The organism is Ralstonia sp. 1138, assembly GCF_040544795.1.
In the GTDB taxonomy this organism is placed as follows: domain Bacteria; phylum Pseudomonadota; class Gammaproteobacteria; order Burkholderiales; family Burkholderiaceae; genus Ralstonia; species Ralstonia flatus.
In genome coordinates this window covers 1,694,459-1,709,530 of record NZ_JBEPKQ010000001.1, presented here as the reverse complement: position 1 = coordinate 1,709,530, position 15,072 = coordinate 1,694,459, and the positions used below count along the sequence as shown (strand labels likewise).

13 protein-coding genes are annotated in these 15,072 nt (G+C 60.8%); 4 read left to right on the top strand and 9 right to left on the bottom strand.

Annotated elements, in window-relative coordinates:
* Positions 1–788: 788 nt before the first annotated feature.
* The 3 genes from ABIC76_RS07600 to ABIC76_RS07590 all read right to left on the bottom strand — a co-directional run bounded on the left by ABIC76_RS07600 (position 789) and on the right by ABIC76_RS07590 (position 4,401).
* Positions 789–1,805, bottom strand: coding sequence for a TniQ family protein (locus ABIC76_RS07600; protein ID WP_354533516.1), 1,017 nt, complete (start codon positions 1,803–1,805; stop codon positions 789–791).
* A 229-nt stretch (positions 1,806–2,034) separates the two neighbouring features.
* A complete protein-coding gene (locus tag ABIC76_RS07595) occupies positions 2,035–2,382 on the bottom strand; it encodes a hypothetical protein (RefSeq protein ID WP_354533515.1) in 348 nt (115 codons plus the stop codon).
* A gap of 840 nt (positions 2,383–3,222) precedes the next feature.
* Entirely contained in the window at positions 3,223–4,401 is a 1,179-nt protein-coding gene (locus tag ABIC76_RS07590) for a TniQ family protein (protein WP_354533514.1), read from the bottom strand.
* 455 nt (positions 4,402–4,856) lie between these two features.
* On the opposite strand from ABIC76_RS07590, the gene ABIC76_RS07585 reads away from it, so the two are divergent.
* From ABIC76_RS07585 to ABIC76_RS07575, 3 genes are all read left to right on the top strand, one after another.
* Positions 4,857–5,732 carry a Fic family protein gene (locus tag ABIC76_RS07585; RefSeq protein ID WP_354533513.1) on the top strand — a complete coding sequence of 292 codons (876 nt, stop codon included), beginning with the start codon at positions 4,857–4,859 and terminating at the stop codon, positions 5,730–5,732.
* A gap of 227 nt (positions 5,733–5,959) precedes the next feature.
* Complete coding sequence (locus tag ABIC76_RS07580; protein WP_354533512.1) at positions 5,960–6,484, top strand: hypothetical protein; 525 nt, start codon at positions 5,960–5,962, stop codon at positions 6,482–6,484.
* Positions 6,485–6,546: 62 nt separating this feature from the next.
* The gene (locus ABIC76_RS07575) at positions 6,547–7,314 is read left to right on the top strand and encodes a hypothetical protein (RefSeq protein WP_354533511.1); all 768 of its coding nucleotides are present in this window, start codon (positions 6,547–6,549) and stop codon (positions 7,312–7,314) included.
* Between the two features lie 47 nt (positions 7,315–7,361).
* Here the strand turns inward: ABIC76_RS07575 and ABIC76_RS07570 are convergent, their stop codons facing one another.
* From ABIC76_RS07570 to ABIC76_RS07545, 6 genes are all read right to left on the bottom strand, one after another.
* Complete coding sequence (locus ABIC76_RS07570; RefSeq protein ID WP_354533568.1) at positions 7,362–7,772, bottom strand: PHA-granule associated protein 4; 411 nt, start codon at positions 7,770–7,772, stop codon at positions 7,362–7,364.
* Between the two features lie 615 nt (positions 7,773–8,387).
* Positions 8,388–9,767, bottom strand: coding sequence for a sensor domain-containing diguanylate cyclase (locus tag ABIC76_RS07565; protein ID WP_354533510.1), 1,380 nt, complete (start codon positions 9,765–9,767; stop codon positions 8,388–8,390).
* A gap of 144 nt (positions 9,768–9,911) precedes the next feature.
* Complete coding sequence (locus ABIC76_RS07560) at positions 9,912–11,219, bottom strand: DASH family cryptochrome (RefSeq protein ID WP_354533509.1); 1,308 nt, start codon at positions 11,217–11,219, stop codon at positions 9,912–9,914.
* Entirely contained in the window at positions 11,216–11,380 is a 165-nt protein-coding gene (locus ABIC76_RS07555) for a DUF2256 domain-containing protein (protein WP_354533508.1), read from the bottom strand. Before ABIC76_RS07555 ends, ABIC76_RS07560 begins: the two co-directional genes overlap by 4 nt.
* Positions 11,381–11,388: 8 nt before the next feature.
* On the bottom strand, positions 11,389–12,939 hold the full coding sequence (locus ABIC76_RS07550) for a cryptochrome/deoxyribodipyrimidine photo-lyase family protein (RefSeq protein ID WP_354533507.1): 1,551 nt from the start codon (positions 12,937–12,939) through the stop codon (positions 11,389–11,391).
* Positions 12,940–13,112: 173 nt separating this feature from the next.
* The gene (locus ABIC76_RS07545) at positions 13,113–13,973 is read right to left on the bottom strand and encodes an alpha/beta hydrolase (protein WP_354533506.1); all 861 of its coding nucleotides are present in this window, start codon (positions 13,971–13,973) and stop codon (positions 13,113–13,115) included.
* A 379-nt stretch (positions 13,974–14,352) separates the two neighbouring features.
* Here ABIC76_RS07545 and ABIC76_RS07540 point away from each other — a divergent pair, with 379 nt between their 5' ends.
* Positions 14,353–15,012, top strand: a complete 660-nt coding sequence (locus tag ABIC76_RS07540; RefSeq protein WP_027680092.1) for a carbonic anhydrase — start codon at positions 14,353–14,355, stop codon at positions 15,010–15,012.
* Positions 15,013–15,072 lie beyond the last annotated feature (60 nt).

Genomic DNA, 15,072 nt, shown 5'->3' with positions numbered 1-15,072 from the left:
CTGGTTAGCACTGGCCCTCCGAAAAGGGCCCATCCTAGCCCGGTGGGTCATTTCCAAAGTGCTGCTGCTGGGTCAGTTTGATCGTGTTGCTGACACTAACGGTTGACGAACAAGCAGACGGCCGGTTCATTGCCTGGAAGGCATGGGCACTGTCCGAAGCGAACGCTCTGGACCTTCGAAAACGAACGGGTCAGGAGCTTTTGCACTGGTTGGCAAACTTTCAACTGAGCTAGACGGCTGTCAACGCCAGTGTGCCAACATGGACGGTGGCCTCGCCGGTACGGAAGCAGCGCCCTTCGTAACGTCAGCCCACCCTGTTCGCAGAGCATTCTTTTTCTGTCGCCGCGCACGGCGCGCTAGCGTGGGGCAGTCGAATCTGCTTGGCGATCTGAAAGCCGTTGTGCGCGGCCCGCCTCCCAGGTTGTCGGAGACGATCCAGGTCCACAAGCCGTGCGGATCATCCGGATTGAGGCGAACACGTCCGACGTAGGTTATGGTCGGATCTTCGATGAACCGCGGGGTCGGAAGGCACTCACCGCTACGACCAACGACCACTTCCTCGTTCGACACGAAGAGGCGGTGAAACGACGGCCATCTCTCATGTGGAAAGGAAGGTCGCGATTAACCCATTGAAGTGGGCGTCCGAGTTACATTAGCGAAACGGGGTAGTTTTGCTGTACAGCAAAACTACCCCGTTTCGCTAAAGTACGCGTTAGACCCTGAATCGCAGCGACGCCATTCCATCCCGAGCGAGCATGTCTGCATCAAGATACTGGGGCTCTCGTTTCCTAGAAGAAGGTGCGAACCGGTCGCGACGCGTGCATGCGGCCCATGGCCGGCATCGAGGAAGACACCTCGTCCTGATACGCCTTGAGGAATGCGGTCCAGCTGCCATGCAGGCATGAGACAGCAATCAGGAGACCCTGAACAGAAGAACGGAACTCTGAACCAAACACCTGCCGCGCCATCGAAACCGCGTGCCGTTCATCCTGGCAGAACGTCGACAACTCTGGAAGGCAAGACGAGGCGCCACATGCCTGCATCAGAATTTGCGCGCACTTGAAAAAATCCAGCTTGCCCCATTCGTCCGTGGCCCCGAGTTGCATGGCCTGGGCAGCTAACACGGCGCAGACGCGACATCGGTCCAAGGAGAGATGAGGCGCATCCTCAATGTAGCTTGCCGAATTCTCGACAACACTGGCCCATAGTTCCAGGTCTGCCAGCGGCATCTGCTCTCTTGGCGCTGTTGAACGCCAGCGACACGAATCGGGCATACAAAGAGAAGCCCATGTGCCTGCCTCCTGCTTACGCACACACTCGCGCAGGACAGAGCGGTGTTTGGGGCACAGCCAGACGCTCGGCAACTGGTGCAACCGGTGCCAATAGGCAATACCGAATCTGGCTTTATCGTCGGCCATGCACGCAGGACACGCTTTCACCGGATGATGCGCGCCATAGCGGCCAGTCAGTTGGCCAAGCGGATATCTCGTGGATTCGCATTCTTCGGACGTGAGCGCGACCCACACCTCAGCGTGAGCCTTGGCACTGGCCAGTGGCAAATAGTACGGTAGTACAGTGTGTCGCAAAAGGATCTCGACAGCCGTACCGTACCGGCCGCCGGTCGCTGCGACAAAGGATGCCAGAACACGCGGAATGTTGGCATCGGGGCCCAGTCGGTCCACGCCGAAGACCTCGTGGCACGTCGTCGAAGCGCACACGTTTCCAGACACACTATGTTGTCGCGACACCAAACTGAACAGCGTCTCGTCTGGCAACCAATCGCTCAGGGTTAGACAGCTTGACATCGTTTCAATGAGCGGACTCGTCGGCTCCTATACGCCTGCGCTACCCGTCGCGGTGTGACGGTACTCGACAACGGCACCTCACCAGGACCGCCCGGGTCTGCGGCGCATGGACATCGCGGGGCCCAGATGGCCACCTATGCTGGCCCGCAGGTGCGGCGCGAACATGTGACTGTGAGAGAGATGGGACCTGTAAGCGCTAGTCCGACGAAAGCAGACGGTGGTCCTCTGCTTACCAGCCCAGTATCCGCTGCGCTCGCTTCATGACCCAATCCTGCTCCGACTCGGAAAAATCCCATTCCCCCTGACCAACCTTCCGTGCGAACCCCTTACGAGCGCGCTCTAGAGCAAGGGCGTGGGTCAAGGACTCGCTCTCCGATACCTTGCGCGCGCAGTACACACTGAATTGCTGCGCCAGGTCTTCGCATGCCTCGTAACGCTCCAGCCGCTCCTCTTCTGTCAGGCCGACAACATACTGACCATCAACGATCCGCGCGGCGAGCTTCGGTTGTGCACCAGCGATTGAAGCTAGCGCAGGCTCGCCGGGAAAATCTGCCGGAATCTTTAAGCTGGACATCATGGAATCCTCGCACATTCAGCTCAATGGCGGGCAAGAAGACAGCCTCGGATGATTGCCTGGGCGTCCCTTTTGGACATTCCTTCAGCGGCGCCTAAGGACGAGATTGATCTCCCGAGCGACCGCACAACGTCGTTCTGTCCAGGCCGAGGCGTCCGCCGTTCCATTCCTAATGATCGTCGAAAACGGCGCCGATTCAAGTGCCTTACGGCGACTAACGATGGGAGTGAAATGCTTGCTCTGACATTGAGCGTAGGAGTGCCCGCCGGTGCTTCCGAGCCTGCTCCATGGCTCGCGAAACGCCGCAATGACTGGGTAAGGATGATGGCTGACGCGTCTATCCACTCATTCGTGGCGGCGTTCAAAGTCTCCATCTTTCCCAACCTCCGGCATATTCACTGGCGCACGTGCGAATCTTCCAGCGTCCTGCGACACCTCGGCACTCCCAATACGTAGCCATTCCCCGAGCAAGTCCCGCACACAGTGCTGACACAGATCGAGGCAGACCAAGTTGCCGTCACCAAAGATGGAATCGAAGCCACAGACGTGGTCGATCGACAGACGTTCTTGCCACTCATCCGGTTCGTCAGGAGTGAGCCGCCGCTGACACCGGTCACAGGTGCATGCTGCCAGCGCTGTGGTAGTAACGGAGCGATATTCGCGCATGGTCGTCCTCACTTGGGTTGTGATGAGTGGCCAATGGCCAACACAGCCAGAGACGTTCCTCACTGGTCGTCGGCCGCGGTAAAGCAATTTTCTGCCAAAGGATCTGAGGGATGCCCCGTCGGGGAGCTTACGGGGATTCGCACGGCACCGCGCTCTCACTGCTTTGCGTGATCCACCTCAGATAGCATCGATATTCGCGCCGGCCGCGATCCAGCGATCGATCTCGTCCTTTGACGCCTTTGACAAGAACGCGATGACTCTATGTCGCCCTGCCCTGGCCAGCCCGCCGAGAGATGGCAATCCCACGCTCTTAAGCCACCTCAACGCCGTCGGCTCACTAATACCAAGCGTTGCCGCTACGTAGCTTGCCATCCCGTCGCTGGCAATATAGTGAGGAAGAAGGTTGTCGCGACGCTTCGATGTCGCTGCGGAATCGGGGATGGGCGCATGCGGCATCCTCCTCCTTCGGCTTGGTGTCGTGTAGAAGCGATGGACAGCCTCCTCACTCGTCGAAAACGTCGCTGCAAGCGCCATCGCATACACCATCCCGCTAACAATGGAACCACCGCAGAGCCCATTGACTGACTGAACGTTTGCACAGTTTCCCAACAATTTCGGGTAGTGCTCCCGTAACCATGCCTTTGGGAAAGCACCACGAATGCAATGCGCAAGCTTGGACCGCTCGATGTGCTGACCGATCGGAAAGCTCATTGCCTCCACCTTAGGACGAATACATTGCATGGCAGCCACTCTGGAAACCCTTCGGCCCGTCGCCATGAACGCGCGTGCGATCTCCGCATAGCGCGCAACAACGGGCGTCGCTCGCAGAACGACAAGTTCGTCGTCGATAGGCTGTGCCGTCGCCCGCCATGAGCCAGGCGGCCGATCAAAAGCACCGTCGACATCCACAACAGCAAGGCCTATCGAGTGCGTCGGACAGGTGTCGATGCCGGGCACCTGGTGAAACGCACGCCAATACGAAAAACCAAGCGTCCGCTCATCTTTCGCAACACAGCTTTGACACAGGTACGCCCCCGACCTTGGTTGCATCCATGCCGCTTGCGGCCTCAAATCGGCCGGTCCTTCATAGTCGAACATCTCGTCATCAGTGTGCGCACCAATCCGGCAGAACGGCAGCAATGAATGCGCCTTCAAATAGTCTCCGGGATCCAATCCGCTAAAACGTGCCGTCAGTCGATAGGCATTGCCCGCGGCTCTCACGCCACCGTCGCCACGAACCTTTCTGGCTAAGGCAGCGAGCATCTCTTTCGCCGATGGGAACCCGTTCCACAATCCTAGGCGCCCGGCGTGTCCATGGATGTACTCGCCTTGCTCCGGCGAGACTGGCCTCAGCATGGCAACACGGCACCAGAAGCAAACAGGACCGTCGCCAAGCAGGCATCTACACCGACACCGCTATGGTCTGCGCCGCATTCGAGTGCACCGTTCAGCCTGTTTTGCGGAGACCAACACGTTCCGCCGAAGAATCGATTTGATCTAAAACCACAAGCCATGAAGTCGCCTCCGCATGAGCGCATGATCGAAAATCTACACAAATCACATCAGCAATTTAACGCAGTCCTAGTGTCCTAAAATTCGAGAGTAACTCCAGAGCGAGCCGCCACGAGACGAGTTGGTGTGTACGGTCGAGCAACAGCCTAGCGCTGTTGAGTTGCCTGCTGGCCGGTCTACGGCCACCTTGGGTATTTGGCCAACCCTATGCGATCGCTGAAAGCAAGCCTCCCCGCCCCCGACAACGGTACCGGACGCTATTGGAGCTTGCTCGCGACCTTCTGGCTACCGTAGGAACCATGGCGTTCACCGAGCCGCCCTCTATGTCTGCCCTCCCGCGCTCGCCAGCAGGCGCCAAGCTTGCTCGACAACTCGACCTTCCCTTGGCTGTTAGGAGCCCGGCGACGTACCAGCGCGCATTTCTCGAAAGCTACGCTCCAAACGCATCTTGGCTGATGCCTCCTAAAGTGGCTGAAGACCTTTATCGTGTGGGACATCTGAACGAAATACTCCCTCCAGGCGCCTACGCGCGTGAGGTATTCGCGCAGATGCTGGTCGACCTTTCCTGGAACTCTTGTCGATTGGAGGGCAACCAGTACAGCAGGCAAGCCGTCACGGAACTCTTCTGTGGAGAGGACGCGCCCTGTGACAGCGACACCGTGATGTTGCTTAATCACAAGGTCGCCATCACGTTCCTCGTTGATGTCGTCTCGCAGGAAGGACTTTCGACGTGCGTCATCAAAAACCTGCATGCGGCACTCATGCAAGATCTCTTGCCGGACAGTCGTCTGCTTGGCACGATCCGCAAAATCCGTGTCGGCATCACCGATACACACTACGTACCAATCCACAGCCCTGGGGTTCTGGAGCAATTGCTGGATTGGGTCATCGCAAAAGCTTGCCTCATCAGCAACCCAATCGAGGCCGCCCTATTCCTCTGGGTACACCTCGCCTATCTGCAGCCCTTTCTCGACGGCAACAAGCGCACCAGCCGCCTGGCCGCCAACATCCCACTGCTACTTCACAATTGCGCGCCGCTCTCATTCGAGGGTGTCACTCCTCTGGACTACGCGCGTGCCATGCTCGGTGTGTATGAGTTCCAAAATGTCGCGCTCGCGGTAGACCTCTTTTTGTGGACCTATCGACGCTCCATAGACATATACGCACAGAGATAGACCGGCCCCCGATCCGGAGAGCCTGACGTCACGCCAACGGCTTCTGGGTTGGAACGATTACAGCCGGAGACGAACACTCCGAGCGTTCCGTGCACTTTGCCGTTGCCATAGCAGCTACACAGTCAGCAACGTAGACATGTGCGTCAGAATCGGCGAACCGTCTATTTGTCCTTCTGTGGAGGGACTCGATGGTGACTCTTTTTGAGGATAGATCGGACACGTGGTACGTGGCCATCGGTCTGGACCGCCAGCAGATCACGGAGGAGTTCCGCTGCTGTTTGTCGCCCTTCCCTCCCGCGCATCAGCGAAAGAAGGTGGCGTTGACTCAGAAGGACAAATGGTTCCTCTCTATGGGTGATCACTACGATCGAGCCGTTCCTGACGCGGTTGAAAACTGCGGTGTAGCTGCTTCGGAAGACGGAGATGGGGGTGAACACAGCGTTAGGGTCTTTTGCACCAACAGACGCTGCGAGCGTCTGGAGTGCTGCTTGGAAAGCGACTGTATCCCGATCCAACGAGCCGCGATCGACTCCTTTTGTGACTGGCTGCTTGGGCATGATCTGGTCACCTCCCCGTTAGCAATCCCGAACGATTGTATCGCCAAGCCATTCACCTTCGGCAAGCTCTGGAACGAGATAGCTGCACCACAACGCCACGCTGCGATTTTTTCAGATGGCCTCCGTCAGGTGGAACCACTGAGAGAGATCAACCAGTGGCGTGATATGCTCAATGCAGGCTTCTTGATGCTTTGACCTGCGGCATATTCAGCTATGACGACTGAGATGAGCTGACGATTCGGGCCACTTCCAACGCAGTGACAAACCGTCTTCTCGATTGCGAAACTCGCCTGTCGGCCGAAGCTTCGCTGCTTGAACTATTCGGCTGCTCTTTGCCAAATCTCCAGCGCTTTCTGATCGATCCCGATCATGAAACGTACTTCAACGAACACTGGAGGTCGCTGCCCGAATATGACCGATTCCTATATGAGCGCGCGTGCGAGGCGCTCGGGGTCCCGCACTTGCCCACCAAGTTTTGCTGGTTCCACTGCACCCGAGTTCCCGTAGGTACAACATTCGACGCCGGCATCCTTCCCCTGGGGCAGGTAATTCCCCTGCTCAAAGAAACGCTTGTGGGCTTGCTTGACGATCCCGCAGCGAAACGCGAAGTTGATCACGCTTTTGCCCGCGAGGGAGGTTTCGGCTGCCACTTTGGCAACAAACTTAGGAACTCTCTGCACTGGGGGCCTTATGCAATCTTGGTGCGCGAGGTCGCATCATATGCAAATGAGCTCGGGCAGCACGATTATCTGGCAATGCCGGAAATCATCGAAGACCTGTGTGAAGAGGTGAAGCTTGCCAGCGGTCTCGAGTTGCTGCCAGTCTTCCAGGAGCGCTTAAAACCTGCCATCGTGAAGTTCGTAGCACCAGCGGGCGCCTCTGCGGAATTCGCGGTGCGCGTGGCATTGCGTTACCTGCAATCCAGCCTTCGAGAGGGCTTCCCGGGACACGGAGCCGTATGGTGCTTTGACGGAAGCAATACCGTGGTGCCATCAGGGCAGGTGATCAAAGTGGAGTTCATTTGAACGACGGCACATCCCCTTGTCAGTAGGGCAGTCAAAAGAGCGCCGAACTACTCCGACCAGACCCCATCGACGTCGCGCAGCAGGTGGCCGGCCAGTATGTAATCGCCAAGCTTTTCCGCTTTCGCTTCGAGTTGCTCAAGGTCGCCTGCAGCTAGTCGGTCAAGATCGAATTGGCAGTAGAGGTTTCGCTGCCTGAACGTGGCTTTCGGACGCGCAAGTCCGGCGATTAATGCCGTTGGGGATTTGACGGCGATGCTCTCGTGCCCACGAAACTCCACGCGAATGCCAACCGCTCGGCCGAGCCGGCCAAGCTCAACAGCGTCTTGCCAGCCAGATTCGTAGTTCAGTTCAACGACTGCGACGCCGCCGGATCCCACGAGCCGTAGCGCTTCATCCTTGCTATCGGCGCGCGCAGTGGCTGGCCCTATCTTGTCGTTCCTAGAGGACCGCGAAGGCATGCGTACCACCCGTGCTGTTTGCATCATCTTGGTTCGAGCGACCCGAATGGACGCTTCCTGCGTAACGTAATTGAGTTCGCCATCGCCGGCCATCGTCTGAGCGAACGGTCATTGGCACTTACCCGCCCTTCCCAGAGCGCATCCGCCAAAGCTCCGCGCGCGGATGAGATGCCGTCTGTTTTTGATACTGTATAAATATACAGTATTTCTTTCTAGGGCAAGGCGCGACTTTCCCAGGATCCGCATGAGGGCGAGGTGCCTTCGGGTAACAAGGGCAGTTCTGGCCGAAAGCAACCGGAGGGATTTTTTATCCTTCTCGGACACTCGTGGTAGCAGGAACGATCAAAGAGCAACGCAGAGACACTTTTCTCAATCGAGTTCTCCGCAAAGGCTTGTCATGCCTGGCCTCGACAGACCATTGCTAAATCTCGTACGGGCCCGAAGGCCCAAATTGAGGGGCCCGACAGACTTGTCGCCCGTTTTTTAAGCGTTGCGACCCCTTATAAATCAATGGGTTAGCAATACCCTTTCCGACAGACCTGATTTTTACGGATCAGGCGCGCCGTGCAGTGCCCAATCAAGGGAAGTCCGGAACGCCCCCGGCCGCGACACGCGCTAGCGCACCATCACCGCATTCCTGCCCGCGCGCTTTGCATCGTAGAGCGCCATATCGGCCTGCATCAGCGCTTCGGATGTCGCGTCTGCGACAGGTGCATGGCCCGCCGACGGTGCGTAGGCCGCCACGCCAATGCTGACGGTCACGACACCGCGAACGGAGGGCGCAGGCAGGGCGGCCTGTTCGACGGCGCGACGCACCTGCTCGGCGATGAGCTTGGCGCGCGAACGCTCGGTGTCCGCCAGCAGGACGACGAACTCTTCGCCGCCATAACGCGCCACCAAGTCGGTTGGGCGCTTTCCCGCAACGCGCGACAGGATGCTGGCAACCTCCACAAGACATGCGTCGCCCCTGCCATGCCCGTATGTGTCGTTGACCTGCTTGAAATGGTCGATGTCGATCATGAGCACCGACAGCGGTTGGCCCGTACGCCGGGCGCGTTTCGATTCGGCCGCCCAGCGCCTGTCGAATGCTTGACGATTGCCGACCTGTGTCAGACCGTCCAGCAACGACTGCCGCTCAAGCCTTTGATTGGCGGCCATCAGCGCCCGATATAGCCGCGTGATATCCGCAATCAGCATCGACAGCACAACCGCCGACGACACCACGCTGAGCAGCCGTGCTGCGTACCAGCCCAACGTATAGCGAGCACCGCCATGCAGGGTCAATATCGAGTCGGCCAAACCGACAGCGAGTGCCACGGCAACCCAGACATCCACCGAGCGCCGCAGCCTGGTCAGCGCAAGGTGTCCGGCAAGCGCAACAACGTTTGATCCGATCACGGGAACACCCAGGATGCGAACGAGGTCGATGTATGCCCCACCCTGGATGAGCGGCGGTAAAAAGTCAGTGCCCCAGATGCACAGGGGCACAACGGCCGCTGCAGACATGGGGCCCGCCCAAGGCAATGTTCGCAACACTTGCGTGAGCAGAGGGCTAGAACTGCCGCGTTCATGGCAATGCCGGCTCAGCGCCGCCAGCAGCAGCAACAGGGGATAGCCGGAATGCCAGAAGGTCCATAGCCACACGGCGGACTGAGGGCCGGCGCCGAGCAGACCGTCCGCACTGAATACGCCTGGGAACGTGGGCAACTGCGCAGCCGCCAGAAACGCCGCGAAAAAGTAGGCCCCGGCAAGCGCCCCATAAAAAGGCGTCTGAACAAGGCGGGCGCGTTGAAACAGCAGGTAGCCGGTCAGCCCTTCGCACAGCACGACCACCGTCAGGAACATGGGCAGAAACGGCCTGACTTCCGGCAACGCGCGTCGCGCATGACTGAAGGCAATCGCAGCCACGGCAACAATCAGGGCGGTGATCAGTGCGGCTGCCAGAATTTCGGTCCGCGAAGGCCGTCCACTTTCCAGTTGTACTGCTTCAGTCATGTCGTGCTAGCTCGGGGCGTCGCTGTGAATAATCGACCTCACATGGCCAGTCTTTAGCGGGCGCGCTGCCTTGGTGATCTCCTGCGCATCTCCTGACCGCGCTCTACGGCCGGTGTTTGGTTGCGCGGCGGCGCTCCCGGCGCACTATCGCGCCGCCCATAACCGGAGATAAGCCCCATCGGGGTCGTACTCGGAAGCCTGCTTCCGGACGTTGAACCGCCGGCCGCCGCGTGGGTCTGTGCCGCGCCCCGCGATATACAGCCAATTGCCTTGATTGCTGTAGACGTCGTAGTCGACGAGTTGCGATTCAAACCACGCGGCACCGGCGCGCCAGTCGCCTCGCAACTCATGCACGAGGTAGCTGGCAACCAGCTGTCTGAGCCTGTTGCTGAGGTAGCCGGTGGCTTCCAGTTCGCGCATCGCGGCATCGACGAGCGGCTCGCCGGTAGACGCGTGGCGCCAGCGCTCGAAGCCCTGCGCATCTGGGCGCTCCGGGTTCTGCCGCGCATCCGCAAGGCCCCGTGCGCGGTACAGCCGAGCGCCATGCTGCAGATGCAGAAAGCGGAAGTAGTCGCGCCACAGCAGTTCGAACCAAAGCCAGTAGCTGCCGTCGCTTTGCCCGTGCAACTGTTCGAACTGCTGCAGCTGGGCCATCACGCGTCGGGGCGACAACGCACCGGTGGCAAGCCACGGCGACCATTTGCTTGAGAAGTCCACACCAGCCAAGGCGTTGCGCGTGCGCTTGTACGTGTGAGGCAACTTGCGCTGCAGGTATGTGGCGAGGTGCCGAAGGCCTGCCGTCTCACCTCCATCAAACTCCGGCCTGCCATACGGAAACGACGCGCGCGAATCTACCGGCAGCGTTTCGTTTGCAACGTGCGCCGACTCGCGCTGCAGCCCGGGCGGAATGACAACGCCCGCGGGCCATGGCGGAAGGCCGCTTGGCGGCGGCAGAGGCGTCGACGGTGCAATGCGCGCCTGCTCGATCGCTTGCCTGAATGTTGTGAAGACAGCCGGCAGCGATTGGGCCGGCCACGGCAGCGCAAGCGGATCGATCAGGCTGCTCTGCCAGACGGTCTGCACCTGCAACCCTGCGCTTCGCAGTTCGGCCACATCGGCCTGTTCGTATGGCGCGGCGATGTCTTCGCAGAACACAGCACTGGCACCCACGGCCTGCGCCAAAGCGGGCAAAGCCTTCCCCGGGGGCCCGCTGCACTCGAGCAAGCGGTTGCCGAGATCGTCCAACTGGCGACCTAGATCGCGGAGTGCCGCGGCAACTACGGCCCGGCGATGCACGCCCACACGTGCGAAACCCCAGGGCGTTTGCGCTTCGTAGTCAGCATGGCAGTACACCGGGACGAGATGCGTGGCACCGCTCTCGCACGCGGCACGCAATGCCGGCTGGTCATGCAGTCGCAGATCGCTGCGGAACCAGAACAACACGGTACTCAACGCATCTCTCCATGCGGCGCCCTGCCCCGCTTGCCCTCTCTGCGGCAATGCTCCGAGCAGTACTTGACCGCATCCCAGTCACGCGCCCATTTTTTGCGCCAGGTGAATGGCAGGCCGCAATGCAGGCAGCGTTTGTCCGGCAGGTTCAGCTTCTTGTGCATCGGCGCATTCAAAAGTCGAGAGTCAGCTGCGAAGGCGTGGACGCATTCCCGCGCGGGCTGCTGACACGGTCACGGCGCAAGCGCGAAGCGTGTCTCTTGACGATCGCCTCGTTGGCGGCGTGCACTTCCGGCTGCGCACGCAACGCATGGATGCGCATCTTGGCCTGCCGCGTTGCTGCATCAAGGTCGACCAGCGGAACGGGGATGTCTTCGCCCACCCGCACACCACAGCGTGCTTGCACATCGGGCGGCATGCGCCACGGCTGCAAGAGCCACGCATCCGGCACGCGGCGCAGGGCCGGCAGCCAGCGCCTGACAAACCGCCCATGCGGGTCCTGGTCCTGTGCCTGCTTGACGGGGTTGTAGACGCGCGTGGTATTGATGCCGGTGGTGCCCGCCTGCATCTGCATCTGGCTCCAGTGAATTCCCGGCTCGTAATCGATGAACTGGCGGGCCAGCCAAAGGCCCACCGGCCGCCAATGCAGCCAGAGTGGGTAGGAAGCCACCGAGACAAGCATGGCCCGCATGCGAAAGTTGATCCACCCCGTTTCCTTCAGCATGGCCACACAGGCGTCCACCATCGGCCAGCCGGTACGCCCGGCAACCAGCGCAGCAAAGTGGCTCGCGTTCCATGCGTCTTCACGCAGGCCGTCGTAGCCGCGGTGCAGATTGCGGAACTCGATGGCCGGCTCGGATTCCAGCTTCTGGATGAAGTGGCAATGCCAATGCAGACGACTGACAAATGCAGCCAGCCCCTTACGCTGCCACACCGCATCGTCGTCTGTGCTGGCCTTCAGCGTGAGCAGCCGTTGCTCGGTGGCCTGGACCACTTCGCGCATGCTGAGGCATCCGTATGCCAAGTAGGGAGACAGCCGTGAGCACGCGCTCGGCGCCGTCAAAGGCGAAGAGATGCCTCCCCGATAGTTTCGGCTCCGCTCGAGCAGGAAGTCGTGCAGCACCTCACTGCCGCGCGCGCGTCCACCGCGCTGGCGCCGCGGTGGGGAATGTGCATCCAGGCCCAACGCCTCGCCCCCTGGCCACGCCATCGCCGGCCATGGCAGGACCACATCGCTGAGCGTGCCCACGCCTGGCGCGGCTACGCAGGGGGCGTACATATGCTCTGCCCAGCGATCGTGCCAGACGTCCCGCGTCGGCAGGCGTCGCACCACGCCATGCTGGGGCCACTCGCGCCAAGTCACGCCGTGATCGAGGCACCAGCGTGCGACGGCCTTGTCACGCGCGAACGTATGGCCGTTGCCGGTTTCTTCGTGAGACACCAGGTGACTGAAGGCCGCGGCCGCATGCAGCCGGCCGAATACTTCCGTCACTTCCCCCACAGCGACTTGCAACCGTGCGCCGCATGCGCGCAGTTGCTGCGCGAGATCGTGCAGGCATTCCTGGATAAAGAGGTAGTGCTGCGATGCGGCGTCCGGCTGCGCCCAAAGGCTTGGCTCGATGACGTACAAACACAAGACTTTTCCCCGGCGGGCGGCATTGACCAGCGGGGCGTGGTCGTGCACCCGCAGGTCGCGCTTGAACCAGACGACGGTGTAGCTCATTGATCTTCAGCGGCATGATCGCGCCGTCTGAGTATAAGGACGCCCGGTCTTGCAATGAACGACCCGCCGCGCTGGCCCAGCACGAATTTCCAACGCATTCCCGATTCAAATCACCCCCGCCACGTCATTGCAAAACGTTTCGCGACCTGGCAAGGCGAAATTGCGGATTGCGCTCAGGCGTTGGCCACAAAGCGCGTCACATCCGACAGCACGGGCCCCAGAAACTGCAGCGGCGGCGCCAGTGCGGCCACGAGTGTCTTGTGGTCGAGGCGCGGGTAGACCTTAAGTTCGACGCGGTGCTGATACTCGGTCAGACGTTCGGCGAGAGAGAGCGTATTTCGCCGGACATCCACGTACGCATCGTGCTCGCCGGTGAGCAGCAACGCCGGGGGCAACCAGTCCTCGCTGACGTGGAACAACGGCTGGCTATCTGCCGTTTCATTCGGATGGTTGAACACGGGCCGCACGTCGGCCGCTTGAATCGGCAGGAAGTTGTAAGGACCGGCCATGCCGATCCAGCCAGACAGCGTTTCAATGCGCGAACCCTGCATCGCCAACCAGCGGCCGTCGGTTGCCAGCATCGCGGCGTTGTAGGCGCCTGCGCTGTGCCCCGCAACGAACAGGCGCGCGTCGGCATAGCCCTGCCGATCGAGCCACCGTCGCGCGAAGGCCGTCGCGGCGGCACAGTCCAGCAGGAAACCCGGGTAGCGCACCTCCGGATACAGCCTGTAGTCGGCAACCATTGCGATCACCCCAGCTGCGGCCAACGCCTCGCCAACGAACGCATAGTCCTTGCGATCGCCCTCTCGCCACGATCCGCCGTAGAAGAAGACGACCGCACGCGGCGGCCCCTCCATCGGGCGAACCGGCCGGTAGACGTCCAGCCTTTGCCGCGGATGTGCGCCGTAGGGCAGGCCCCGCGTCGGCACACTTACGTCGGACGTCGACACGGCGTTGAGTACATCCAGGGCCGAACACCCTGCGAGGCTCGCCAACGCGGTTGCCATCCATGCTCGACGAGTCACGCCACGCATCGGCATGCTCCATGCGGCATCAAAGCCGGGCAAACGCGCAGATAGCGGTCAGTGCCGCCCATGCTCGATGGGATACGGATCAAGTGGAAGCGCATACGGTTTCAGGTCGAGGCAAGACGTTCGACGGTATACGCGCGTTTGCGGGCGTCGGATGCGCTGTCCTCAATGTATCGGCCAACTGCGTGACCCCGCGGCTGTTGGCGGTTCCACACGGCGGTCTTCCGTGCCTGAGGGCCGGCTCCGGCGTATCACCCTCATGGCCCTGCAATCCGTATGGACCCGTTTTTCTTCCGCTCGATATCGACGACAATAGCGGCCGTGCCGGCGCGTTGGTCCCCATGACCGCGCCGGCATCCAACCACTGAACGGGAAAAACGCCATGCGCGACATCATTGACGGTTTCCTGCGCTTTCAGCGCGACATCTATCCGCAACGGGTAGAGCTTTTCAAACAACTTGCAACATCACAGAACCCCAAGGCGCTGTTCGTGACCTGCTCCGACAGCCGCGTCGTTCCTGAGCTGCTGACACAACGCGAACCCGGTGAGCTGTTCGTCATCCGCAACGCGGGCAACATCGTGCCGTCGTACGGTCCTGAGCCGGGCGGCGTATCGGCCACAGTCGAATATGCCGTTGCGGTGCTGGGCGTGCAGGACATCGTGATCTGCGGCCACTCCGACTGCGGCGCGATGGGCGCCATCTCGCGCTGCACCTGTCTTGACCACCTGCCGGCCGTGGCCAACTGGCTGCGTCACTCCGATGCCGCCAAGGTCATCAACGCGGCGCATACGTTCGATTCGCCCCGCGCCAAGCTGGACGGCCTGGTGCGTGAAAACGTGATCGCGCAGCTCGCCAACCTGCGCACGCACCCGTCGGTTGCGCTCGCCCTCGAGCAGGGCCGCATGAACCTGCATGGCTGGGTATATGACATCGAGCGGGGCAGCATCGACGCCCTGGATGGCGCGACGCGCCGCTTTGTGCCGCTCGCAGAATCCCCCACCACGGTGGCGGTCACGTCACGCAGCCAGCGGCAAGGCTGACACCTATGACCGGGGCCTTCGGGCACCGGTCTCTACCCCACTACGCGCGGGGGCGGCTCC